The organism is Clavibacter tessellarius (assembly GCF_001618005.1).
Classification (GTDB): Bacteria; Actinomycetota; Actinomycetes; order Actinomycetales; family Microbacteriaceae; genus Clavibacter; species Clavibacter tessellarius_A.
Map to the genome: position 1 here is coordinate 21,559 of NZ_LQXA01000051.1, position 21,855 is coordinate 43,413.

Consider the following 21,855-nt stretch of genomic DNA (forward strand, 5'->3'; position numbering starts at 1 on the left):
AGCGTCGGGGCATGACGTCGAGACGATCCGCGGGGCGCCGCGATGCCGTGCACGGCGGTGCCGCCGCATCGTCCGGTGCCGCCCCGGCCTCCGGTGCCGCCCCCGCCTCCGGTGCCGCCCCCTGCCGCGCGGACGCCTGCGGTGATCCGGCCGAGCCCACCGCCCCCGTCCCGCTGTGCGCGGCGCACCTCGTCGCCGCGGCCGAGTGGGCGGAGCGCGAGCGGGGCATCGAGGACGCGCTGCCGTCGCCGTGCCCGGCCTGCGGATCGCGCCTCGGCGTGCGCTTCCCCTCCGCGTGGCTGTGCGCGGTGTGCGAGTGGCGGCACGGCGAGCACCCGGACGGGGAGCTGGCGGCACCCCGGGTGGACGTCGTCTACTACATCCGCTTCGGCGACCGGATGAAGATCGGCACGAGCGCGAACCCCAGGCAGCGGCTCGGCACGCTCCGGCACGACGAGCTGCTCGCGTTCGAGCGCGGCGGCCGGGCGGTGGAGCGGGCGCGGCACGAGCGGTTCGCGCGGCAGCGGTACGCCCGCACGGAGTGGTTCGCGCTCGACGCCGAGCTGCGCGCGCACGTGGCGGCGCTCGCGGCCGGCCAGCCGGATCCGTGGGAGCTGCTCGCGCGCTGGCGCAGCGAGGCGCTGGCGCTGCGGATCAGCTGACGTGCGCGGGCCGGCCGGCTCTGGGCGCGGTCGCGGGCGGTTCGGACGGCGGCTCCTCGCGCAGGTACGCGTCCACGAACAGCGCCCCACGGATCTCGCGCAGCCGGTCGAGCAGCGCATCCACCGTGCCGCGCGTGATGCCCGACACGCACAGGTCGTAGGGACCGAGCGGCGGCAGCCTGCCGGTGCGGATGCGGATCACCTCCCACCCGGCGGCGCGCAGCGCGCGGTCCTTGCGCCGGTCGGCCTCCTCGCGACGGCCGACGTGCTCGAGGCCGTGGCGGCCCGTGGAGTCGTACTCGATCGCGACGCGCAGCTCCGGCAGCAGGATGTCGGGCCACGCCTCGAGGTGCTCGAAGAACGGACGCGCGAGGCGCACGGCGTTGAAGCCCGGCGTGTGCTCGAGGCGCGCGGCGAGCTCCTGGCGGAGGCGCTCCTCCACCGCGGACGCGGGCGGCGGCGCGCAGGCGCTCGCGAACGGCTCACCGACCGGGAGGTCGGGCGTCTTCGCGCAGACGCCGGGGGAGCGGCGGGTGCGGGCGGGAGCCGCGGCGGCGGCCTGCGCGGCGCTGCTCGGCGTGCCGTCCTTCCCACGTCGGTCGCGTGCGGTGCCGCCGGAGGACGGCATCCCGTCGCGCGATCCGCGGCGGGGGCGCGGGGCCTCGGTGGGGGACGGGCGCGCCGCGGTCGGCACCTCGGATCCGCCCGCCACCGGCCCCGCGACGAGCGGCGACGCCCCCGGCCAGCGCACCCGGTCGGCCATCGGCAGCACGGGCGTGCGCGGGGCCGCGGCCTCGGCGCAGTCCGGGCACCACGACGACCGTCGGCGCTCGCGGCCCGGCCGCATCCGCTGCTCCTCGGGCGTCGCGACGAAGACGTGGCCGACGTCGCACTGCCAGGTGAGGAGCACATCGGCGGCGGGCGGCACCTGCGTGAGCGTGATGCCGCGGTTGAACTCGGGGTGGTACTGCCGGATGAGCACGGGGAACGACGCCCACGCCTCCCGGTAGGTGCCGACGGGATACGGCACGTCGAGGCCGCGCGACCAGCGGCGCCGCGCCCACCACGCATCCACCGGTTCGGGCATGCGGTCACGCTAGGGGCGACCACCGACGTCGCCGCCTACCCTGGGGCGATGCCCGACCTCGCGACCGACCGCCTGCTCCTCCGCCGCTTCACGGAAGCGGACGCGCCCTTCCTCCTCGACCTGCACGCGCGGCCCGAGGTGATGCGGTGGATCGGCACGGGGGCCGTGCAGGCGGATCCCGCGCAGGCCGTCGCCCGCGCCGCCCGCTACGCCGCCCTCGACCACCCGGTGCGCGGCATCTGGGCGATCGAGGACCGCGACGGCGGCGCGCTCCTCGGCACGCTGCTGCTCAAGGACCTGCCCGCCTCGGCCGCGCCCCTCGCCGCCGACGACCCCGCCCCGCGCGATGCGCCGGAGGACGGCGAGACGGAGATCGGCTGGCACCTGCACCCGGACGCGTGGGGTCGCGGCGTCGCCACGGAGGCCGCCAGGCGGGTGCTCGCCCACGCCGCCGAGCGCGGGCTGACGCGCGTGCTCGCGGTCACGAACCCGGCGAACGCCCCGTCGCAGGCGGTGTGCCGGCGGATCGGCATGCGCCTCCTCGGCCGCACGCACGGCTACTACGACAAGGAGTGCGCGCTGTTCCGCATCGACCTCGCGGACCGGGCCGACGCTCCCGGGGGCCGGATCCGGCGGACGGCCTGATGCCGCGCATCGTCCCGCTGCTCGGCTCCGACGACCGGGTGGTCGCGGGCATCCGCCGCATCCGGTCCGACGGGGACGTGCCGCTCGTGCTCGACGAGCGGATGCCGGAGGCGCACCTGACGGCGGTCCGGACGCTGGTCGACGAGGCGGCCGTCCCGTCCGACGCGGCCTGGGCGACGCTGACCTCGGGCAGCACCGGTGTCCCGCGTGTCGTCGTGCGCACGGACGCGTCGTGGCGGTCGTCCCACGCCGCGGTCTCGGATCTCCTGCACGCCGGCCCGGCGGACGGGATCGCGCTCCCCGCCCCGCCGGCGTCGTCGCTCACCCTGTTCTCGCTCGCGCACGCGGAGGCCGGCGGTCCGCGACCGGTCCTCGTGGGGCGCGACGGCGACGCGCGCGGCGCCGTCTGCTTCCACGGCACCCCGCAGGGCCTCGCCCGGCTCCTCGCCGCGGGCGGCACGACGCCCCTCCGCACGGCCCTGGTCGGCGGCGCGGCCCTCGACCCCGCGCTCCGGGCGGAGGCCGAGGCCCGGGGGATCCGCGTGGTCGCGTACTACGGCGCCGCGGAGCTCTCGTTCGTCGCGATCGACGCGGGCGACGGGCTGCGTCCCTTCCCCGGGGTCGACGTCGACGTGCGCAACGGCCGGCTCTGGGTGCGCTCCTCCACGGTCGCGATCGGCTACCTCGGCCGGCCGGGCGCCCTCCGCCGCGACGGCGGCTGGGCGACGGTGGGCGACCTGGCGGAGCTCGTCGGCGGACGGCTCGTGCTCCGCGGCCGCGCCGACGGGGCGATCCTCACCGCCGCGGCGACCGTCGTCCCCGAGGAGGTCGAGGCGGCGCTGCGGACGCTCTCCGGCGTGGCGGACGCGGTCGTGTTCGGCCTTCCCGTCCCCGGCATCGGCGCGCTCGTGGCCGCGCTCGTCGAGCCGCGCGCGTCCGGCCCCGGGCTCGACGTGGCCTCGCTGCGGTCGGGTGCCGCCGCCGTGCTCGCACCCGCGAGCCGGCCGCGCGTGTGGTTCGCGGGTCCCGTGCCGCGCACCGCGGCGGGGAAGCCCGCTCGCGCCGAGGCGATCCGGCGCGCGACGTCGGGTGAGGCGGACCGCCTTGCCGGCTGAGCCCCTCATCGTCGCCGCCCGGCGAACGCCCATCGCGACGCGCGGTCGCGCGCTCGCCGCCGTGCCCGTCGACGAGCTCGCGGCGGCCGTGATCCGCGCCGTCGTCGTCGACGCGGGGAGGGCCGTCGGGTCCGCGCTGCCGGTGGCCGACGTGCTCCTCGGTAACTGCATGGGCCCGGGCGGCAACCCGGCGCGGATCGCCGCGCTCGCCGCGGGCCTCGGAGCCGGGGTGCCGGGCGGGACCGTCGACCGCCAGTGCGGCAGCGGGCTCGCGGCCGTGGTCGACGCGGCCACGGCCATCCGCGCGGGCGCCGCGGGAGGGCGCATCGCCGGGGGTGCCGAGAGCGCATCCACCGCCCCGGTCCGCTCGTCGGGCGGCGTCCCCTACGCGCGGGCGCCGTTCGCGCCGGCGGGCTGGCCGGATCCGGACATGCTGCCCGCGGCCGACGACCTCGCCCGCCACGACGGCATCTCCCGTGCCCGCCAGGAGGAGCACGCGCGGCGCAGCCACCGGCGTGCCGTCGCCGCCCGGGACGCCGGCCGCCTCGCGGAGGAGCTCGTCCCGGTCGGATCCTCGGGCATCACGGCCGACGACGCGATCGGCGCCGCCCTCGACCTCCTCCCGCGCCTCCCTCCGCTCCGGGGCGGCGGCACGGTCACCGCGGGCACGGCCACGCGGGTGAGCGACGGGGCCGCGGCCGTCGCGCTCGTGTCGCGGGACCGGGCGCCCGGCGTCCCCGGCCTCGTGGTCCGGGGCCATGCGGTCGTCGGATGCGATCCCGCGCTGCCCGGCATCGGCGCCGCTCCCGCCGTGCTCGCCGCCCTCGCCGACGCGGGCATCGGGATCGTCGGCGTCGCCGCGTTCGAGATCGTGGAGGCGTTCGCCGCCCAGTCGCTCGCCGTGCTCGACCGCCTCGGGCTCGCCGACGACGACCCTCGGGTCTGCGCCGACGGCGGCGCGCTCGCGCTCGGCCACCCGTGGGGCGCGAGCGGGGCGGTGGGCGTCGTGCGGCTGTTCAGCCGTCTCGTGCGCGGCGGCGCGCCGGCCGGCACGATCGGCGTCGCGGCGGCGTCCGTCGGCGGCGGCATGGGCATCGCCGCGGTGGTCGAGGTGGTGCGCTGACCCGGGTCGGGCGCCCGCGTCAGCCCTCCCGCTCGCGCGCCCTCCGCGTCTCGCGGTCGTTCGCCTTCCGGATCCCCTCGACCAGCTCGTCCTTCGTCATGCGGCTGCGGCCGGGCACGTCGAGGCGGCGCGCGACCTCCGACAGGTGCGCCTTCGAGGCGTTCGCGTCGACGCCGCCGGCCGTGCCCGCGCCGCGCCGCTCGGCGCCGTCGTCGGACGGCCCCGCCTCGTCCTTCGGCTCCCAGTGGTCGCCGACCTTCTCGAAGCCGTGCTCGAGCGCGGCGTAGGCGGTGCGCTCGGCGCGCTCGCCGGATCCGTACTGCTCCTCGGCCGCGGCGTGCGCCGCCGACCAGGTCGCCTGCGCGTGCTCGGGGGAGCGGCGGATGGTGCTCGGCATGTCGTCGTCGGGGGCCACGGATCCTCCTCGTGCTCGGTGCGGGCGACCTCGCGCGCCCGCGGTCCCTCCACCCTGCCCCTCCGGACGGGCCGAGGTCGATGCCGGCGCCGATGCCGACGCTGATGCCGGCGCCGACGCGACCGCCTCAGCCGAGCGCGGCACCCGCTGCGTCGACCCCCAGCCGCCGGATCGCCACGACCGTCACGTCGTCCGGCAGCGACCGCTCGGCCACGAGACCCGTGATGCCCGTCACCGCGTCGATCGCGCGCGGTCCGGCCGACATGGCCGCGTCGACGGCCAGGTCGAGCGACCCGATCGACCCGTCGAAGAGGTCGAGCACCCCGTCGCTGCAGATGAGCAGCAGGTCGCCGGGGTCGAGGCGCACGGCGCTCGTCGCCCACTCCTGCGTGCCCAGCGCCCCGAGCGGCAGGTTCCGGGACGGGATCGTCTCCCGCGACCCGTCCACCCGGCAGACGACGCCGAGGCCGTGCCCCGCGTCCACGGCCGTGATCCCGCCGCTCGCCGCCTCGAGCCGCAGGTGCAGCAGCGTGACGAAGGCGTCGTTCGCCTCGAGGTCGGGCTCGACGGCCCGGTCGACGACGGACATGGTGCGGGCCGGATCCTCGCTCGGCAGCGCGATCCGGAGGGAGGCCCGCACGGTCGCCGCGATCACCGCGGCGCCGACGCCCTTGCCCATCACGTCGGCCAGGGTCACGACGAGGCCCTCGGGCGTCCGCTGCCAGTCGAAGAAGTCCCCGCTCACGGCGCCGCTCGGCACGCACGCGCCCGCGACCTCGTACCCCGGCAGGTCGGGCACGGTGCGCGGGAGGAGCCGCCGCTGCACGCCGCCGCCCTCCACCAGCTCCTCCCGCGACACGGCCGCGCGGGCCGCGGCCGCCTTGGCCGCCTGCTCGCCGCTCAGCGACGCCATGCTGAACGACACGACGACGAGCAGCACGAGCGTGATCAGCGCGGTCGACGGCGTGCCGAACCACGTCGTGAAGACCTCGCCCCGGGGGCCGGTCGCGAGGAACGCCACGAGGCGCCCGCCGTAGTAGACCGAGAGCGCGCCGGACGCGAGCAGCAGCGGCCAGCGCGTCCGCGAGTACGCCGCGTCGAGCAGCGCGAACTCCCGGCTCGAGAGCCCGATCAGCGCCGCCATGAGCGCGAGGAAGAGGGGTCCGGCCGACCAGTCGTTCGTCGCGGGCGAGTCGGCGCTGGAGACGACCGTCACCAGCACGGCCGGCGCGACGACCAGCCACCACGGGGTCGGCCGGTCGCGGAGGGAGCGGCTCCCCATCCACATGGACGCGGAGCCGGCGACGATGAGCCCGTTGCCGAGCGGGTTCGCCCAGACCTGGCCGCCGGTGCCGTCGAGGACGTAGGCGAGGGATCCGCTCATGAACAGCGCGATCGCGGCGCACCACCAGAAGCTGAAGGACGAGCGCGTGCCCCGGTAGGTGACGAGCGCGAAGAGCAGCAGCAGCACCAGGGAGGTGACGCCGAAGGCGATGCGGAGCGTGAGCGAGTCGAGCAAGGTGCTGTCCGTGGTCCTTCGGCCGAGCGCTCGGGCCGGACGTCGTCCAGCGGGTCGCGCGAGCGGTGCGTCCACCCGGGAGCATCGAGGCCGAGGCCACCGCAGCACCCCCCGGCAGCAGCGATCGTCCTCGCCAGGCTACCTATCGCGGACGAAGGAATCGACGACGAACGGGGATCGGATCCGCAGGGGCCTCCCTCCGACCGCCCGACCGCCGCGGCGCCCGCCGCCGCCCCCACGCGCCCGCCGCGGGGGATGATGGACGCATGGCGTCTCCGCTCCACCCCCGCACCCCGTCCGCCCTCCGTCGCGCCGCGCTCGCCGCGGGCGCCGCCGTGCTCGTCGTCGGGGGCGCGCTGATCCCCGCCGGCGCCGCGTCCGCGCACGACCGGCTGGTCGGATCCACGCCCGCCGCCGACGCCACCGTCACGGTCGAGCCCGGCAGCATCGCGCTCGACTTCAGCGACGACCTCCTCGCGCTCGACGCGCAGGCCACGGGCTTCGCGATCCAGGTCGTCAACGCCTCCGACGGCTCGTTCCACGAGGACGGCTGCGTGACGATCGACGGATCCACCGCCACCAGCCGCATCGCGCTCGGCACGGCCGGCACCTACCAGGTCGCCTGGCGCGCGGTCTCGAGCGACAGCCACCCCATCGACGGCAGCTACTCCTTCACCTACGCGCCCGCGGGCGACACGGTCGGCGGCCCGGCGATCCTCCAGGCCCCGGCCTGCGGCGACGCCTGGGCGGGCAGCGCGCCCACCGCGACGCCCGAGCCCGAGGGCACCATGACCACCCAGGGCGGCGGATCCGCGGCCCCCGCGCCCACGACCGATGCGCGGTCCGGCGAGTCCGTGCCGCTCGCGGACGCCGCGGAGACGACGCCCGTGTGGGTCTTCGTGCTCATCGGACTCGTGATCCTCGGGGCCGCCGCGCTCGTCGTGCTCGGCGTCGTGCGCCGGTCGTCGCGGCGCTTCCCGGGTGAGGACGGTCGGAGCGTCGGCGGGCCGACGGACGGCGCCGACGACCCGCGTTAGGCCGGGTCATCCGCGCCCGACCGCGCCGGCGAGGAGCGTCAGGCCTCGTCGTCCGCGCCGAGCGCGCGGCGGAGCGCCGTGAGGTCGTCCCCGTCGAGCGTTCCGGCGAAGCGCAGGAGCGCCGCCTCGCGGTCCTTCGTGGCCGCGAGCGCGCCCGACATGAGCGACGCCGCGTGGTCCGTGCGGGACCGCGCGGGCGCGAACTCGAGCGCGCGCGCCTCGTCGGACCGGGTCACGAGGCCCTTCTGGCCGAGCCGCTCCAGCACCGTGAGCACCGTCGTGAGCGCGGGCCGCGGATCCGGGATGCGGGCTACGACGTCCTTGGCCGTGAGCGGCTCGTCGGCGTCCCAGAGCGCGTCCATGATGGCGGCCTCGAGCTCGCCGCGGGGGCGCTGGCGTCCGATCGGCACGGCGGGCTCCCCTCGGGTCGGATGGTGGGCGGGAAGTGTCGATCCTAGCTCCGCAGCGCGCCCGGTCGGCCGCCCCGGTCAGGCGCCGTGCCGCCCGATCGGGCACGATGGGGGCATGACCGATTCACAGGACCGAGAGCCCACCCCCCTCGAGCAGGCCATCGCGCGCGGCCAGGCCGGCGAGTCCGACATGACCGCCGTCCTCACGGAGTTCATCAACACCGTGGTCGTGGTGCCCACCGCCACGCCCCTGACCCCTGAGACCGACCAGCTCCAGCCGGTCCTCTTCGACCGCGACGGCGTGCCCATGCTGGCCGCCTTCACGCACGAGGACCGCATCGACGAGAAGGTCACGAGCGTCGCCGACCACGTCGCCACCATCCCCGCCGCCGAGCTCGTGCAGGCGATCCCCGAGGGCACCGGCCTCGTCATCAACGTCGGCACCACGGACGGCTTCGAGATGATGCCCGAGGGCGTCGCGCAGCTCGCCGACGACGTGCGCCGCGTCATCGACCAGGACGAGGACGGCCAGCCCGGCACGACGGCCCCCGCCGCGCCGTCGCCCGACGCGATCTAGAGGACCGCTCGACCCGACCGTCCGACGCCGCCGCATCCACCCGGATGCGGCGGCGTCGTCGCGTCCGGCCCGGGCATCACGACGCCGGGCGCACGCGGGATCGTCACACGCCCGAAACGTCCCGCTCGATATGCTGGGCCGGTAACACGGCCGCGCACGCATCGCGGGAGAGCTCCTCCGGGAGCACCGAAGGAGCAAGCCTCCCCGCCAATCTCTCAGGTCCACGTACCGCGATGCACTGGCCACTCTGAAAAGCAGTCGTCCCGCACGGCTCGCCCACGGTGAAAGCACCCTCCTCGGACGGCGCGAAGCTCTCAGGCACATGACAGAGGGGGAGTCCCGCATCCGGCGTCCGCGCCGGTCACGACCGGAGGACTCCATGACCGACGCACCCGCCCCCGCCGCGGCGACCGGCGCCCCGCCCCGCCGATCCCCGCTGCACGCCGTGCACGAGGCCGCCGGCGCCTCCTTCACCGACTTCGCCGGCTGGCTCATGCCCGTCCGCTACACGAGCGACCTCGCCGAGCACCGCGCCGTGCGCGAGGCCGCGGGCATCTTCGACATCTCGCACATGGCCGAGATCGCCGTGGAGGGGGAGGGCGCCGCCCGGTTCCTCGACTCCGTGCTCGCGGGCAAGCTCTCCGCCATCGCCGAGTGGCAGGCGAAGTACACGCTGCTGCTGGATCCCTCGGGCGGCATCGTCGACGACCTCATCGTCTACCGCACGGGCGAGGAGTCCTTCCTCGTCGTCGCCAACGCGGGCAACCACGATCCCGTGCTCGCCGTCCTCGCCGAGGCCGCCCGGGGACGGGACGACGTGGAGGTCGACGACGCGAGCGACGACGTCGCGCTCATCGCCGTGCAGGGCCCGGTCTCCCGCGCGATCCTGGAGGCCACCGCCGGGCTCGAGACCGCGACGCCGCTCGAGGCGCTCCGCTACTACCGCGCGACGCCCGCGCGCTTCGCCGGGCAGGACGTGCTCGTCGCCCGCACCGGCTACACGGGCGAGGACGGCTACGAGCTGTACGTCGCCACCGAGGACGCCGTCGCCCTGTGGGAGGCGCTCGTCGCCGCCGGCGCGCCGCTCGGCCTCCTGCCGACGGGCCTCGCCTGCCGCGACACGCTCCGCCTCGAGGCGGGCATGCCGCTCTACGGCCACGAGCTCGGCCTCCACACGCTCCCGGTGCAGGCCGGCCTCGGCAAGGTGGTCGCGCTCGCCAAGGAGGACGACTTCCTCGGCCGCGCGGCGATCGAGAAGGGCCCGGACCCCGCGGCCCGCGTGCTCGTCGGCCTCGTCACCGAGGGCCGCCGCGCGCCCCGCGCCGACTACCCCGTCTACGCCGAGGAGGTCGCGGGCGGCTCCGCCGACGCCCTCGAGGCCGTGATGGACGCGACCGAGGGCGCCGTGCCGCCCGTCGGCCTCGTCACGAGCGGCGCCCTGTCGCCCACGCTCGGCCACCCCGTCGCCATGGCGTACGTGGATCCCGCGCTCGCCGCCCCCGGCACGCGTCTCACCGTCGACGTCCGCGGCACGCGCGTGCCCGCCACCGTCGTGACCCTCCCCTTCTACTCGCGAAAGGCCCTCGCATGACCGATCAGACCAGCCTCCAGTACACGGCCGAGCACGAGTGGGTGCAGGTCGACGGCGACGTCGCGACCGTCGGCATCACGGCCTACGCCGCCGACAAGCTCGGCGACGTCGTCTTCGTCGAGCTGCCCGCCGTGGGCGACGAGCTCGCGGGCGGCGAGGTCGTCGGCGAGATCGAGTCGACCAAGTCGGTCGGCGAGCTCTTCGCGCCCATCGACGGCACGGTCACCGAGGTGAACGAGGAGGTCGTCGCCTCGCCCGACCTCGTGAACAGCGACCCGTTCGGATCCGGTTGGCTCGTGAAGGTGCGCTTCGAGGCGCTGCCCACTCTCCTCAGCCACGACGAGTACGTCGCGCTGGTGGGCGAGTGACCGCCGTCGACGCCGGCACCCACCCGGCCACGCCCGCGCCCGACGCGGCGCCGGACATCGCGGAGGAGTCCTCGACCTTCGCGCCCGGCGCGTTCGGCGCCCGCCACATCGGCATCGACTCCGAGGCCCGCGCCACCATGCTCGGCGTCCTCGGCCACGACTCGATCCCGTCGCTCCTCGCGAAGGCCGTGCCCGAGTCGATCCAGGTCGACCGCTTCCGCACCGAGGGCGACTCCGTGCTGCCCGAGGCGGCCACCGAGCGCGACGCCCTCGCCGAGCTCCGACGCATCGCGGGCCGCAACCGCGTGCGCACCTCGATGATCGGCCTCGGCTACCACGACACCATCACGCCCGCGGTCATCACCCGCAACGTGCTCGAGAACCCGAGCTGGTACACGGCCTACACGCCGTACCAGCCGGAGATCTCGCAGGGCCGCCTCGAGGCGCTCATCAACTTCCAGACGATGGTGGCCGAGCTCTCCGGGCTGGCCACCGCGAACGCGTCCATGCTCGACGAGTCCACCGCGGTCGTGGAGGGCATGCTGCTCGCGCGTCGCGCCTCCAAGGCCAAGACGCCCGTGTTCCTCATCGACGCCGACGCCCTGCCGCAGACGCGCGCCCTCCTCGACAGCCGTGCCGCCGCGCTCGGCATCGAACTGGTCGCGCACGACCTCGCCACGGTGGATCCCGCGGAGCTGCCCGACGCGTTCGGCGCCTTCATCCAGTACCCGGGCGCCTCCGGCCGCGTCTTCGACCCGAGCGCCGTCATCGCGCGCGTGCACGCGGCGGGCGGCCTCGCGGTCGTCGCGGCCGACCTGCTCGCCCTCACGGTCATCACGTCGCCCGGCGAGCTCGGCGCGGACATCGCGGTCGGCACCTCGCAGCGCTTCGGCGTGCCCATGGGCTTCGGCGGTCCGCACGCGGGTTACCTCGCCGTGCGCTCCGGGCTCGAGCGCCAGATGCCCGGCCGCCTCGTGGGCGTCAGCCAGGACGCGGCCGGCCACCCCGCCTACCGCCTCTCGCTGCAGACCCGCGAGCAGCACATCCGCCGCGAGAAGGCCACCAGCAACATCTGCACCGCGCAGGTGCTCCTCGCCGTGATGGCCTCGATGTACGCGGTGTACCACGGGCCGAAGGGCCTCCGCGTGATCGCGCGCCAGGCGAACCGGGGCGCCCGCCGCCTCGTCCGCTCGCTCGCCACGGTGGGCGTCGAGCCGCTGCAGGCCGCGTTCTTCGACACCGTGCGCGTCTCCGTGCCCGGCCGCGCCGACGCGATCCTCGCGGCCGCCGCCGCGGGAGGGGTCAACCTGCTCCGCGTCGACGCCGACACGATCGGCTTCAGCGTCGACGAGGCCACGCGCGTCGAGGACCTCGCCGTCGTCGCGCGCGCGTTCGGCGCCGAGCTCGCGGATGACGAGGGCGCGACCGGCGACCTGTCGTCGATCCCGCACGGCTCGATCCGCACGAGCGAGTACCTCACGCACGCCGTCTTCTCCACGCACCGCTCCGAGACCGGCATGATGCGCTACCTCAAGCGCCTCTCCGACAAGGACTACGCGCTCGACCGCGGCATGATCCCGCTCGGCTCCTGCACCATGAAGCTCAACGCGGCCACCGAGATGGAGGCGGTGACCTGGCCCGAGTTCCAGGCCATCCACCCCTTCGCGCCCACCGACGACGTCGAGGGCTACCTCGAGCTCGTGCTCCAGCTGGAGACCTGGCTCGCCGACGTCACCGGCTACGACACCGTGAGCCTCCAGCCGAACGCCGGCAGCCAGGGCGAGCTCGCGGGCCTCCTCGCGATCCGCGGCTACCACCTCGCCAACGGCGACACCCAGCGCACGGTCTGCCTCATCCCGCAGAGCGCGCACGGCACGAACGCGGCCAGCGCCGTGCTCGCCGGCATGCGCGTCGTGGTCGTCGCGTGCGACGAGCTCGGCAACGTCGACGTGGCCGACCTCCGCGCCAAGATCGCCGCGCACCGCGACGAGCTCGCCGGGCTGATGATCACGTACCCCTCCACCCACGGCGTCTACGAGCACGAGGTCGGCGCGATCTGCGAGGCCGTGCACGAGGCCGGCGGCCAGGTCTACGTCGACGGCGCGAACCTCAACGCGCTCCTCGGCTTCGCCCGCTTCGGCGACTTCGGCGGCGACGTCTCGCACCTCAACCTGCACAAGACCTTCTGCATCCCGCACGGCGGCGGCGGCCCGGGCGTCGGCCCGGTCGCGGCGAAGGCGCACCTCGCGCCCTTCCTGCCCGGCCACCCGCAGGCGCAGCGCAACGTGCACGCGCTCGTGCAGGACGGCGTGGTCTCCACGATCGAGCACGGCGGCGCCCCGGTGTCGGCGGCGCCCTACGGATCCCCGAGCATCCTCCCCATCAGCTGGGCCTACGTCCGCATGATGGGCGCCGAGGGCCTCAAGCAGGCGACGGGCGCCGCGGTGCTGTCGGCGAACTACATCGCCGCGCGCCTCCGCGACCACTACCCCGTCCTCTACGCGGGGGAGGACGGCCTCGTCGCGCACGAGTGCATCCTCGACCTGCGTCCGCTGACCGCGGCGACCGGCGTGACGGTGGACGACGTGGCCAAGCGCCTCGTCGACTACGGCTTCCACGCTCCCACGATGAGCTTCCCGGTCCCGGGCACGCTCATGGTCGAGCCCACGGAGAGCGAGGACCTCGCGGAGGTCGAGCGCTTCATCGCGGCGATGATCGGCATCAAGCAGGAGGCCGACTCGGTCGCCGCGGGCGAGTGGCCCGCCGACGACAACCCGCTCCGGAACGCGCCGCACACGGCCGAGTCGGTCATCGCGGGGGAGTGGACGCACGCGTACACGCGCGAGCGCGCCGTCTACCCGGTGTCGACCCTCGTGCGCGACAAGTACTGGCCGCCGGTGCGCCGCATCGACCAGGCCTACGGCGACCGCAACCTGTTCTGCGCCTGCCCGCCGCCGGAGGCGTTCGCCTGATCCGCGTCTGATCCGCGGCGCCCCGCGCGCCGCATCGCACCACCGCCGAGGGCGGCGGGACCCCCGGGTCCCGCCGCCCTCGCGTCGTCCCGCCCGCTCCCGTTCACCCTCCGTTCACCGCCCAGGGTCGAAGCGTCGACAGCGGCTGCCTATGGTGGACGCTGCGTCCACAGGATCCCGAGCCGGATCCCCGACCCGGGCGCGGAGACGAGCGCCACCCGTGAGCACCCCCGGCCGGACTCTCGTGTTCGACTTCGACGGCACCGTCTCCCTCGGCGACGGGCCGGTGCTCCGCTATGCGCACCACGTCGCGGAGACGCTCTCCGGCGACGACGCGCGCACGCGCTTCGCCGCCGCCGTGACCGCAGGCCTCCGCGAGGTCGGCCGGCCCCACGGCGCGATCGACGGCTACGCGCTCGTGCAAGGGCTCGCGGTGCAGCACGACGTGCCCGAGCGGCTCCTCTCCGCCGCGTTCCTGGCGAGCCGCGCGGAGCTCGGCGGCCCGCACGCCCCCGTCGTCCCTCCCGCCGGCCTCGGCGGCTTCCTCCGCGGGCTGGAGGGCCGGGCGACCCGCGTCCTCGTCACGAACTCGCCGGCCGTCCGGATCCCCGAGGCGCTCGCCGCGCTGGGCGTCGCCGGCGCGTTCGACGAGGTCGTCACGGGCGCCGGCAAGCCCGCGGGGATGGGCGCCGTCCTCGACCGCCTCGATCCCGGTCCCGCCGCGGGCCCCGCCGCCGCCCGGCTCCTCAGCGTCGGCGACCTCTGGGTCAACGACCTGGAGCCCGCGCACGCCCGCGGCTTCAGCACCGCGCTCGTCGGACCCGCCGCGTCCGCCGACGACCGGCCCACCTACCGCGCCACCACCGTCGCCGGGCTGTACGCGGACATCCGCGCCTGGCTCGACCGCGACCACTCGACCCCCGCCTCCCCCCTCGCCGCTGAATCCGGAAAGCAGATGCACGCATGAACAAGCCCGCCCTCCCGCTCCTCGTCATCGGGGCCGTGACCGCCCTCGCCCTCACCGGCTGCTCGTCGGCCGGCGACGCCGCCGGCGCGTCCGGTGCGTCCGGCGCCGCGGACCCGACGTCCCTCACGCTCGCGCTCGTCCCCTCGCAGGACCAGGACGGCCTCGTGCAGACCGCGGCGCCGCTCACCGACATGCTCACGAAGGCCCTCGGCATCCCGGTCACCGGCGTGGTGGCGAAGGACTACCAGGCCGCCGTCGAGGCGATGGGCGCCGACCAGGCCCAGATCGGCTTCCTGCCCTCGCTGCAGCTGTGGCAGGCGAGCGACATGTACCAGGCCAAGGTCGTGCTGCAGACGGAGCGGAACGGGAACATCACGTACCCCGCCCAGTTCATGACGAACGATCCGGACAAGTACTGCGACGACGCGCCCGTCGAGCGCGACGGCATGCTGTTCTGCAACGGCGCCGACGCGATGTCGGGTCCGCAGGGGCTCGACTCCATCGCGAAGGTGAAGGGCGCCAAGGTCGCCGTGCTCGGGCCCGGATCGCCCGCCGGCTACATCTACCCGATGCTCGCGCTCAAGGACGCCGGCCTCGACATCGACTCCGACATCCAGCGGATCCCCGTCACGGCCAACGACGCCTCCGTGCTCGCGGTCTACGACGGCGACGCCGAGGTCGGGTTCAGCTTCTGGGACGCGCGCACCATCGTCAAGAAGGACAAGCCGGACGTCGGGAAGAAGGTCGTCGTGTTCGCGATGACCGACGAGATCCCCAACGACGGCGTCGCGGTCTCCGGCTCGCTCTCGCCGGAGCTGCAGGACCGGATCACGAAGGCCCTCCTCGACTACTCGGCCACGCCCGAGGGCTCCGCGGCCCTCACCGCCGTGTACTCCATCACGAAGCTCGCGCCCGCCGACCCGTCGTCGCTCGACGTCGTGGCCCGCGCCGCCCAGTCGCTCGGTCTGCGGTAGCGGATGACCGCCACCGGCTCCCTGTCGGAGGCCGCCGCGCTCGCGCCGGCCTCCGCGCCGTGGGCCGTCCGCCTCGCCGGCGTCACGGTCCGCTACCCCAACGGCGTCGTCGCGCTGAAGGACGTCTCGCTCGACATCGCCGGCGGCGAGATGGTCTCCGTGGTCGGCCTGTCCGGATCCGGCAAGTCGAGCCTCATCCGCACGATCAACGGCCTCGTCCCCGTCTCCTCCGGCGAGGTGGAGGTGGGCGGCACGCGCGTCGACGGGCTCGCCGGCCGCCGGCTGCGCGCCCTCCGCGGCGACATCGGCATGGTCTTCCAGGGCTTCAACCTCGCGAAGCGCGCGAGCGTGCTCGACAACGTGCTCGTCGGCCGGCTCGCGCACACGCCAGGGTGGCGGACGTTCCTCGGGCTGCCGCGCACGGCCGACCGCGAGATCGCGTTCCAGGCGCTCGAGAGCGTCGGGATCCTCGGCAAGGTGTGGGACCGCGCGTCCACCCTGTCCGGCGGCCAGCAGCAACGCGTCGCCATCGCCCGCGCGCTCGCGCAGCGCCCCCGGCTGGTCCTGGCCGACGAGCCGGTCGCGAGCCTCGACCCGCCGACCGCGCACGGCGTCATGAGCGACCTCCGCCGCATCAACCGCGAGCTCGGGATCACCGTGCTGACCAACCTGCACCTGCTCGACCTGGCCCGCGGCTACGGCGACCGCATGATCGGCCTCCGCGCCGGCGAGGTCGTCTACGACGGCCCGGCCGCCACGGCGGGCGACGACGTGTTCGAGGCCATCTACGGCCGCTCGATCCGCCCCGAGGACACCCTCGGATGAGCATCCGGGAGCTGCCGCCGCGCCCGGCGGGTCGCTGGAGGCCGTGGGCCGCGCTCGCCGTCGTGCTCGCCATCACGGCCGTCGCCATGAGCCCCCAGGTGGGCGTCGCGTTCGGGTTCGACGCCATCGCGCGCAACTGGCGGAACGGCGCCGACAAGCTGGCGCGCCTGTTCGAGCCCGACTGGTCCTTCTTCCCGCGCACCGTCGCGCCGATGCTCGAGACGCTCGCCATGGCCGCCATCGCGACCGTCGCGGGTGCCGTGGTCGCGCTGCCGCTCAGCCTGTGGGCCGCGCGCCTCACCAACCCGCACCCGGTCAGCCGCGGCATCCTCCGCGCGGTCCTCAACGTGGTGCGCGCCGTGCCCGAGCTGCTCTACGCCGCGCTGCTCGTGGCGATGGTGGGCGTCGGCGCGCTGCCCGGCATCATCGCGCTCGTCCTCTTCAACGTGGGCATCATCGTGAAGCTCGTCTCGGAGGCCATCGAGTCGAACGACGCCGGACCGCTCGAGGCGGGGCGCGCGGCGGGCGGCACCAGGATGCAGGTCGACCGGGCGGTCGCCCTGCCCGACGTGCTCCCCGGCTTCATCGGCCAGACGCTCTACGTGCTCGAGCTCAACGTGCGCGCGTCCACCGTGCTCGGGCTCGTGGGCGCCGGCGGCATCGGCCTCCTCATCGACGCCGTGCGCACCTTCTACCGCTACGACCAGCTCGCGCTGATCGTGCTCGAGATCCTCGTGATCGTCATCGTGATCGACCTCGTCTCGAACGAGATCAGGAAGAGGATCGCATGAGCCTCGCCGTGCCCGTCCGCCCCCGCCGCCCGGGTCGCGTCGTCGTCGCCGCGGGCGTGACCGCCGTCGTGGTCGTCGCCTGCTGGTCGGCCGACATCGCCTGGGACCGCCTCGCCGACCTCCCCGCGGAGCTCGTCCGCTACCTCTGGCTGATGTTCTCCAGCCCCGACTGGTCGAAGCTCCCGGAGGCGCTCCGCCAGACGTGGATCTCGGTGCTCATGGCCTGGGTCGGCACGGTCATCGGCGTCCTGGTCTCGGTGCCGCTGGCCTTCCTCGCCGCCCGCGGCTTCGCGCCCGCGGCCGTCCGCTGGCCGCTGCGCATCCTGTTCTCCGCGATCCGCGCCGTGCCCGAGATCATCACCGCCATCGTGATCCTCTCGGTCACCGGCCTCACGCCCTTGACGGGCGCGCTCGCCCTCGGCGTCTCGAGCGTCGGCACGCTCGGCAAGTGGGGGTACGAGTCCGTCGAGGGCGTCGACCGCGGCCCGCTCGAGGCTGTGCGCGCGGCCGGCGGCGGCTCCTGGGCGCTGATCCGCTGGGGCGTCTGGCCGCAGGCGAGCGCCGACTTCCTCTCCTTCTGGCTGTACCGGTTCGAGATCAACGTGCGCGCGTCGGCGGTCCTCGGCCTCATCGGCGTCGGCGGGATCGGCGACATGCTCACCTCCTACACTCAGTACCGGGAGTGGCCCACGGTGGGCGTCCTCCTCATCGTCGTCGTCGCGGTCACCATGTCGATCGACGCCGTCTCCGGCCGGATCCGCCGCCGGATCACCGAGGGGGCGAGGGTCCGTGCAGTGGAGTGACGACGTGGGGCCCACCACGCGCATCGCGACCGTGGTCAACGCCCTGCAGCCGAGCGAGCGCCGGGTGGTCGAGCTGATCCTCGACGACACCGAGGGCGTGGTGGAGATCACCGCGCAGGAGCTCGCCGATCGCGCGGGCGTCGCCCGCTCCACCGTCGTCCGCTCCTGCCAGAGCCTCGGCTACCGCGGGTACCCGCAGCTGCGCGTCGCCCTCACCCGCGAGCTCGCGCGGAGCGCGGCCCGCGCGACGACCTCGGGGCAGGACGCGCACGGCCCCAGCGCGCTCGGCCGGATCCGCTCCGACCTCGACGCGCTCGCCGCCGCCCTGCCGCGGGTCGGGAGCGTGCTCACCGAGGCGGAGGTGGAGGACGCGGTCGCGCGTGTCGTCGCCGCGCGCCGCCTGGTGATCGTCGCCAGCGGCCTGTCCTCGCCGCTCGCGCTCGACCTCTCCATGCGCCTCACCGCGGTCGGCCGCCCCGCCGAGTTCGTCGCGGATCCGGTCGGCCAGCAGATCGCGGTCAGCCGCCTGTCGCCCGAGGACGTGGTGGTCGTCATCAGCGGCAGCGGCGCCAACGAGCTGAGCCTCCGCGGCGCGCGGTCGGCCCGCGCGGCCGGCGCCGCCGTCGTGGCCGTCACCTCGTTCGCGACGTCGCCCCTCGGCGCCCTCGCCGACGTCGCCCTGGTGGTGGCGCCCGCGAAGGCCGGGTTCCGGCACGAGGTCGAGCACACCTCGCGCATCCCGCACGTGATCGTCCTCGAGTCCCTCGTCGAGATCGTGGCCGACCGGCTGGGCACCACCGCGGCGGACACGCGCGCGGCCGTCCTCACCATCCTCAGCGAGAACCTCAGCGACTGACGGCGACGCGGGCCCGGACGCCCTCGACCGGCGCCCGGGCATCCGCGCCTAGTGCTCGGTCGCCTTCTCGGCGCCGTGGCCGGTGAGCGACCGCACGTCCATCTCGGCCGCCACCAGCGGGTCCTCCTTGCGCGTGGACGTCACCGTCCCGATCCAGCCGAGCAGGAACCCGACCGGGATCGACACGATCCCGGGGTTGCTCAGCGGGAACCACGAGAAGTCGGCCCCCGGGATCATCGACGTCTCCGCGCCCGACACCACGGGCGAGAACGCGATGAGCACGAGCGCCGTCCCGAGCCCGCCGTACATGCTGAGCACCGCGCCCCGGGTGGAGAACCGCCGCCAGTAGAGGGAGTAGAGGATTGTCGGCAGGTTCGCGCTCGCCGCCACCGCGAAGGCCAGCGCCACGAGGAACGCCACGTTCTGCCCGTTCGCGCCGATGCCCGCGACGATCGACACCAGGCCGATCACGACCACCGTGATCCGCGCGACCCGCACCTCGCCGTTCGCTGACACCTGGCCCTTCTTGATGACGCTGCCGTACACGTCGTGCGCGAAGGACGCCGCCGCCGTGATGGTGAGACCAGCGACCACCGCCAGGATCGTCGCGAACGCGACCGCCGCGATGATCCCGAGCAGGATCGGGCCGCCCAGCTCCAGCGCCAGCAGCGGCGCCGCGGAGTTCACGCCGCCGGGGGCCGCGAGGATCCGCTCGCTCCCGAGCAGCGCGCCCGCGCCGTACCCGAGCACCAGGGTGAAGAGGTAGAAGATCCCGATGAGCCAGATCGCCCAGACGACGCTGCGACGCGCCTCCTTCGCGGTCGGCACCGTGTAGAAGCGCATGAGCACGTGGGGGAGACCGGCGGTGCCGAGCACCAACGCGAGCGCGAGCGACAGGAAGTCGAGCTTGGTGATGCCCGTGGCCCCGTACTGGTTGCCGGGCTCGAGCACGGGCTTGTCGGCCGCGGCGGCCGCCGCGCCCAGCAGATCCGAGACGTTGAACCCGTGGATCGCGAGCACCCACACGGTCATCACGGCGGCGCCCGCGATGAGCAGGCAGGCCTTGATGATCTGCACCCAGGTCGTGCCCTTCATCCCGCCGACGAGCACGTACACGATCATGAGCGCGCCCACGACGGCGATCACGAGCGACTGCCCGAGCCGGTCGTCGATCCCGAGCAGCAGCGAGACGAGGCCGCCCGCGCCCGCCATCTGCGCGAGCAGGTAGAAGAAGCAGACCGCGAGCGTCGTGGTCGCCGCCGCGAGCCGCACGGGCCGCTGCTTCAACCGGAAGCTCAGCACGTCGGCCATCGTGAACTTGCCCGTGTTGCGCATCAGCTCGGCCACGAGCAGCAGCGCCACGAGCCACGCGACGAGGAACCCGATCGAGTAGAGGAACCCGTCGTACCCGTTGATGGCGATGGCGCCCACGATGCCGAGGAATGACGCCGCCGAGAGGTAGTCGCCCGCGATGGCGGTGCCGTTCTGCGGCCCGGTGAACGAGCGGCCGGCCGCGTAGTAGTCGGCCGCGGTCGAGTTGTTGCGGCTCGCGCGGAACACGATCACGAGGGTGATGACCACGAACGCCCCGAAGATCGAGATGTTGAGGACGGGGTCGCCCGTGTCGGTCGTGGGCGTCGTCGCCATCACGACTCCGGTCGCGGCGGTCACCGCGGGCCGCCCTTCCGGCGCTCCGGCGGGGTGGACCCGCGCGGCGCCTCGACCGCGACGCGCTCGCGCTCCTCCAGGTCCGCCCGGATCTCCGCGGAGATCGGATCGAACCGCGAGTTCGCGCGGCTCACGTACCAGGTGGTGATGGCGAAGGTCGTCACGAACTGGCCGAGCCCCAGCAGGATCCCGAGGTTCACGTTGCCGATGACGGGCGTGGACATGAGCTCGTGCGCGTAGTCCGACAGCAGGACGAACGCGAAGTACCAGACGAGGAACGCGACGGCGAGCGGGAAGACGAAGCTGCGGTGCGCCCGCTTCAGCTCCCGGAACCGGGCCGAGTCCTCGACCTCCAGGTAGTCGACGGCCGGCCGGGGGTCCCCGGTCGGATGAGCGGCGTCGCCCATGGGATCTCCTCGAGATGAGGCCGCACCTCGTCGTGCGGCGTTCCCAGGTTAGGCACAGGTGCGCCTGATGCGCCAGGGTCGCGCCCCCGGTCGCATCCGGAAACCCGTCAGCCGAACAGTCCCGGCAGCAGCTGCAGCGCGACCGGGTAGCCCACGAAGCTGACGACGTCGAGGATCAGGTGGGCGACCACGAGCGGCGCCGTGCGCCCGAAGCGCACGTAGCACCAGCCGAAGACGACGCCCATCACGACGTTCCCGAGGAAGGGCCCGTAGCCCTGGTACAGGTGGTAGCTCCCGCGCAGCACGGCGGCCACGAGGATCACGCTCCACGTCCCCATCCGGCCGTGCCCCCAGCCGAGCTCGCGGAGCCGCGTGAACAGGTAGCCGACCACGATCACCTCCTCCTGCAGCGCCGCACGCAGGGCGACGAGCACGAGCACCGGCACGGTCCACCAGTACGAGTCGAGCGCGGTCGGGACCACGTCCACCGTGATCCCGAGCGCGCGGCCGGCGAAGTAGAGGCCGAGCCCCGGCACGCCGATGAGCGCGGCGAGGCCGAACCCGGCGGCCGCGTCGCGCCCCGGGCGGGAGGCGTCGAGGCCGATGCGGCGGAACGCGCTGCGCCCCGGCTGCCAGAGCAGGAAGAGCACGAGGGCGACCGGCACGAGCGCGGTCGCGATGTCGAGCAGCTGGTAGAGCAGGTCGAACACCTGCCGGTCGTTGAGGCTCCGGTTGATCGTGGCGCTCTGCGAGCCGAGCGCCTCCGGCCGCGTGGAGAGGTCGACGATCCGGAGCACGGAGTACACGGCGCTCGCCCCGAGCGAGAGCCCGAGCACGAGGGCGATCTCGATCCGGATCCGCCGGCGGACCGCGGGCCGCGGCGCCGCGGGTCGGGCGGGTCGGGTCGCGGCGGGGGAGGGGGCGTCGGGCACGGGCCGATCCTAGGCGCGGCCACCCGCACCCCGGCTGTCGGCGGGCTCGTGGCCGACGGTGCCCCGGACGACGCGATCCGTCGTCGAGGCCGGAGATCACGCGCGATCCCG

The 21,855-nt window shown here is 74.9% G+C and carries 22 protein-coding genes and 1 riboswitch; of the genes, 15 read left to right on the forward strand and 7 right to left on the reverse strand.

Annotated features, from left to right (window positions below; all coding sequences use genetic code 11):
* Nucleotides 1-11: 11 nt before the first annotated feature.
* On the forward strand, nt 12-662 hold the full coding sequence (locus AWH51_RS13645; protein WP_081235135.1) for a GIY-YIG nuclease family protein: 651 nt from the start codon (nt 12-14) through the stop codon (nt 660-662).
* Here the strand turns inward: AWH51_RS13645 and AWH51_RS13650 are convergent.
* Nucleotides 655-1,749, reverse strand: coding sequence for a zinc-ribbon domain-containing protein (locus tag AWH51_RS13650; protein ID WP_063072609.1), 1,095 nt, complete (start codon nt 1,747-1,749; stop codon nt 655-657). The two genes, AWH51_RS13645 and AWH51_RS13650, sit on opposite strands and share 8 nt — an antisense overlap.
* Nucleotides 1,750-1,797: 48 nt before the next feature.
* Between AWH51_RS13650 and AWH51_RS13655 the strand changes: the two genes are divergently transcribed.
* From AWH51_RS13655 to AWH51_RS13665, 3 genes are read left to right on the forward strand one after another with little or no spacing between them, the layout of a single operon-like run.
* Nucleotides 1,798-2,394 carry a GNAT family N-acetyltransferase gene (locus tag AWH51_RS13655; protein ID WP_063072610.1) on the forward strand — a complete coding sequence of 199 codons (597 nt, stop codon included), beginning with the start codon at nt 1,798-1,800 and terminating at the stop codon, nt 2,392-2,394.
* Nucleotides 2,394-3,509, forward strand: a complete 1,116-nt coding sequence (locus AWH51_RS13660; protein ID WP_063072611.1) for a class I adenylate-forming enzyme family protein — start codon at nt 2,394-2,396, stop codon at nt 3,507-3,509. The genes AWH51_RS13655 and AWH51_RS13660 overlap by 1 nt, the downstream gene beginning before the upstream one ends.
* Nucleotides 3,499-4,632 (forward strand): thiolase family protein, encoded by a 1,134-nt coding sequence (locus tag AWH51_RS13665; protein ID WP_063072612.1) that lies wholly within the window; start codon nt 3,499-3,501, stop codon nt 4,630-4,632. Before AWH51_RS13660 ends, AWH51_RS13665 begins: the two co-directional genes overlap by 11 nt.
* Before the next feature lie 19 nt (nt 4,633-4,651).
* Here AWH51_RS13665 and AWH51_RS13670 read toward each other — a convergent pair whose 3' ends face one another.
* Both AWH51_RS13670 and AWH51_RS13675 read right to left on the reverse strand, forming a co-directional pair.
* On the reverse strand, nt 4,652-5,047 hold the full coding sequence (locus AWH51_RS13670) for a ChaB family protein (protein WP_081235136.1): 396 nt from the start codon (nt 5,045-5,047) through the stop codon (nt 4,652-4,654).
* 127 nt (nt 5,048-5,174) lie between these two features.
* The gene (locus AWH51_RS13675; protein ID WP_063072613.1) at nt 5,175-6,566 is read right to left on the reverse strand and encodes a PP2C family protein-serine/threonine phosphatase; all 1,392 of its coding nucleotides are present in this window, start codon (nt 6,564-6,566) and stop codon (nt 5,175-5,177) included.
* A 266-nt stretch (nt 6,567-6,832) separates the two neighbouring features.
* On the opposite strand from AWH51_RS13675, the gene AWH51_RS13680 reads away from it, so the two are divergent.
* Entirely contained in the window at nt 6,833-7,603 is a 771-nt protein-coding gene (locus AWH51_RS13680; protein WP_063072614.1) for a copper resistance CopC family protein, read from the forward strand.
* Nucleotides 7,604-7,641: 38 nt separating this feature from the next.
* Here the strand turns inward: AWH51_RS13680 and AWH51_RS13685 are convergent, their stop codons facing one another.
* Nucleotides 7,642-8,013 carry a BlaI/MecI/CopY family transcriptional regulator gene (locus tag AWH51_RS13685; RefSeq protein ID WP_063072615.1) on the reverse strand — a complete coding sequence of 124 codons (372 nt, stop codon included), beginning with the start codon at nt 8,011-8,013 and terminating at the stop codon, nt 7,642-7,644.
* Nucleotides 8,014-8,128: 115 nt separating this feature from the next.
* Here AWH51_RS13685 and AWH51_RS13690 point away from each other — a divergent pair, with 115 nt between their 5' ends.
* The 10 genes from AWH51_RS13690 (at nt 8,129) to AWH51_RS13735 (ending at nt 18,737) form a co-directional block, all read left to right on the forward strand.
* Nucleotides 8,129-8,590 (forward strand): SseB family protein, encoded by a 462-nt coding sequence (locus tag AWH51_RS13690; RefSeq protein WP_063072616.1) that lies wholly within the window; start codon nt 8,129-8,131, stop codon nt 8,588-8,590.
* Nucleotides 8,591-8,744: 154 nt separating this feature from the next.
* Nucleotides 8,745-8,831, forward strand: a riboswitch (glycine riboswitch).
* 138 nt (nt 8,832-8,969) lie between these two features.
* Nucleotides 8,970-10,181 (forward strand): glycine cleavage system aminomethyltransferase GcvT, encoded by a 1,212-nt coding sequence (gcvT, locus tag AWH51_RS13695; RefSeq protein WP_063072617.1) that lies wholly within the window; start codon nt 8,970-8,972, stop codon nt 10,179-10,181.
* The gene (gene gcvH, locus AWH51_RS13700; RefSeq protein ID WP_063072618.1) at nt 10,178-10,549 is read left to right on the forward strand and encodes a glycine cleavage system protein GcvH; all 372 of its coding nucleotides are present in this window, start codon (nt 10,178-10,180) and stop codon (nt 10,547-10,549) included. Before gcvT ends, gcvH begins: the two co-directional genes overlap by 4 nt.
* Nucleotides 10,546-13,521: an aminomethyl-transferring glycine dehydrogenase gene (gene gcvP / locus AWH51_RS13705; protein WP_063072619.1), complete on the forward strand. Its 2,976-nt coding sequence runs from the start codon at nt 10,546-10,548 to the stop codon at nt 13,519-13,521. The genes gcvH and gcvP overlap by 4 nt, the downstream gene beginning before the upstream one ends.
* Nucleotides 13,522-13,741: 220 nt before the next feature.
* The gene (locus AWH51_RS13710; RefSeq protein ID WP_131798145.1) at nt 13,742-14,488 is read left to right on the forward strand and encodes an HAD family hydrolase; all 747 of its coding nucleotides are present in this window, start codon (nt 13,742-13,744) and stop codon (nt 14,486-14,488) included.
* The gene (phnD, locus tag AWH51_RS13715) at nt 14,485-15,462 is read left to right on the forward strand and encodes a phosphate/phosphite/phosphonate ABC transporter substrate-binding protein (protein WP_063072621.1); all 978 of its coding nucleotides are present in this window, start codon (nt 14,485-14,487) and stop codon (nt 15,460-15,462) included. The genes AWH51_RS13710 and phnD overlap by 4 nt, the downstream gene beginning before the upstream one ends.
* Nucleotides 15,463-15,465: 3 nt before the next feature.
* Nucleotides 15,466-16,287 (forward strand): phosphonate ABC transporter ATP-binding protein, encoded by an 822-nt coding sequence (phnC, locus tag AWH51_RS13720; protein ID WP_063072622.1) that lies wholly within the window; start codon nt 15,466-15,468, stop codon nt 16,285-16,287.
* A complete protein-coding gene (phnE, locus tag AWH51_RS13725) occupies nt 16,284-17,078 on the forward strand; it encodes a phosphonate ABC transporter, permease protein PhnE (protein WP_063072623.1) in 795 nt (264 codons plus the stop codon). Before phnC ends, phnE (AWH51_RS13725) begins: the two co-directional genes overlap by 4 nt.
* Complete coding sequence (gene phnE, locus AWH51_RS13730; RefSeq protein WP_063072624.1) at nt 17,075-17,881, forward strand: phosphonate ABC transporter, permease protein PhnE; 807 nt, start codon at nt 17,075-17,077, stop codon at nt 17,879-17,881. The genes phnE (AWH51_RS13725) and phnE (AWH51_RS13730) overlap by 4 nt, the downstream gene beginning before the upstream one ends.
* Nucleotides 17,868-18,737, forward strand: coding sequence for a MurR/RpiR family transcriptional regulator (locus AWH51_RS13735; RefSeq protein ID WP_063072625.1), 870 nt, complete (start codon nt 17,868-17,870; stop codon nt 18,735-18,737). The genes phnE (AWH51_RS13730) and AWH51_RS13735 overlap by 14 nt, the downstream gene beginning before the upstream one ends.
* 48 nt (nt 18,738-18,785) lie before the next feature.
* On the opposite strand, the gene AWH51_RS13740 is transcribed toward AWH51_RS13735, so the two are convergent.
* The 3 genes from AWH51_RS13740 to AWH51_RS13750 form a co-directional block, all read right to left on the reverse strand.
* A complete protein-coding gene (locus AWH51_RS13740; RefSeq protein WP_063072647.1) occupies nt 18,786-20,384 on the reverse strand; it encodes a cation acetate symporter in 1,599 nt (532 codons plus the stop codon).
* 20 nt (nt 20,385-20,404) lie between these two features.
* On the reverse strand, nt 20,405-20,812 hold the full coding sequence (locus AWH51_RS13745; protein WP_063072626.1) for a DUF485 domain-containing protein: 408 nt from the start codon (nt 20,810-20,812) through the stop codon (nt 20,405-20,407).
* A 107-nt stretch (nt 20,813-20,919) separates the two neighbouring features.
* Nucleotides 20,920-21,744 carry a CPBP family intramembrane glutamic endopeptidase gene (locus tag AWH51_RS13750; RefSeq protein WP_063072627.1) on the reverse strand — a complete coding sequence of 275 codons (825 nt, stop codon included), beginning with the start codon at nt 21,742-21,744 and terminating at the stop codon, nt 20,920-20,922.
* Between the last annotated feature and the right edge of the window lie 111 nt (nt 21,745-21,855).

Coding starts and splice junctions, on each gene's coding strand:
- AWH51_RS13645 (WP_081235135.1), top strand. CDS start 12: ATGACGTCGAGACGATCCGCGGGGCGCCGCGATGCCGTGCACGGCGGT.
- AWH51_RS13650 (WP_063072609.1), bottom strand. CDS start 1,749: ATGCCCGAACCGGTGGATGCGTGGTGGGCGCGGCGCCGCTGGTCGCGC.
- AWH51_RS13655 (WP_063072610.1), top strand. CDS start 1,798: ATGCCCGACCTCGCGACCGACCGCCTGCTCCTCCGCCGCTTCACGGAA.
- AWH51_RS13660 (WP_063072611.1), top strand. CDS start 2,394: ATGCCGCGCATCGTCCCGCTGCTCGGCTCCGACGACCGGGTGGTCGCG.
- AWH51_RS13680 (WP_063072614.1), top strand. CDS start 6,833: ATGGCGTCTCCGCTCCACCCCCGCACCCCGTCCGCCCTCCGTCGCGCC.
- AWH51_RS13690 (WP_063072616.1), top strand. CDS start 8,129: ATGACCGATTCACAGGACCGAGAGCCCACCCCCCTCGAGCAGGCCATC.
- gcvT (WP_063072617.1), top strand. CDS start 8,970: ATGACCGACGCACCCGCCCCCGCCGCGGCGACCGGCGCCCCGCCCCGC.
- gcvH (WP_063072618.1), top strand. CDS start 10,178: ATGACCGATCAGACCAGCCTCCAGTACACGGCCGAGCACGAGTGGGTG.
- phnD (WP_063072621.1), top strand. CDS start 14,485: ATGAACAAGCCCGCCCTCCCGCTCCTCGTCATCGGGGCCGTGACCGCC.
- phnC (WP_063072622.1), top strand. CDS start 15,466: ATGACCGCCACCGGCTCCCTGTCGGAGGCCGCCGCGCTCGCGCCGGCC.
- phnE (WP_063072623.1), top strand. CDS start 16,284: ATGAGCATCCGGGAGCTGCCGCCGCGCCCGGCGGGTCGCTGGAGGCCG.
- phnE (WP_063072624.1), top strand. CDS start 17,075: ATGAGCCTCGCCGTGCCCGTCCGCCCCCGCCGCCCGGGTCGCGTCGTC.
- AWH51_RS13740 (WP_063072647.1), bottom strand. CDS start 20,384: ATGGCGACGACGCCCACGACCGACACGGGCGACCCCGTCCTCAACATC.
- AWH51_RS13745 (WP_063072626.1), bottom strand. CDS start 20,812: ATGGGCGACGCCGCTCATCCGACCGGGGACCCCCGGCCGGCCGTCGAC.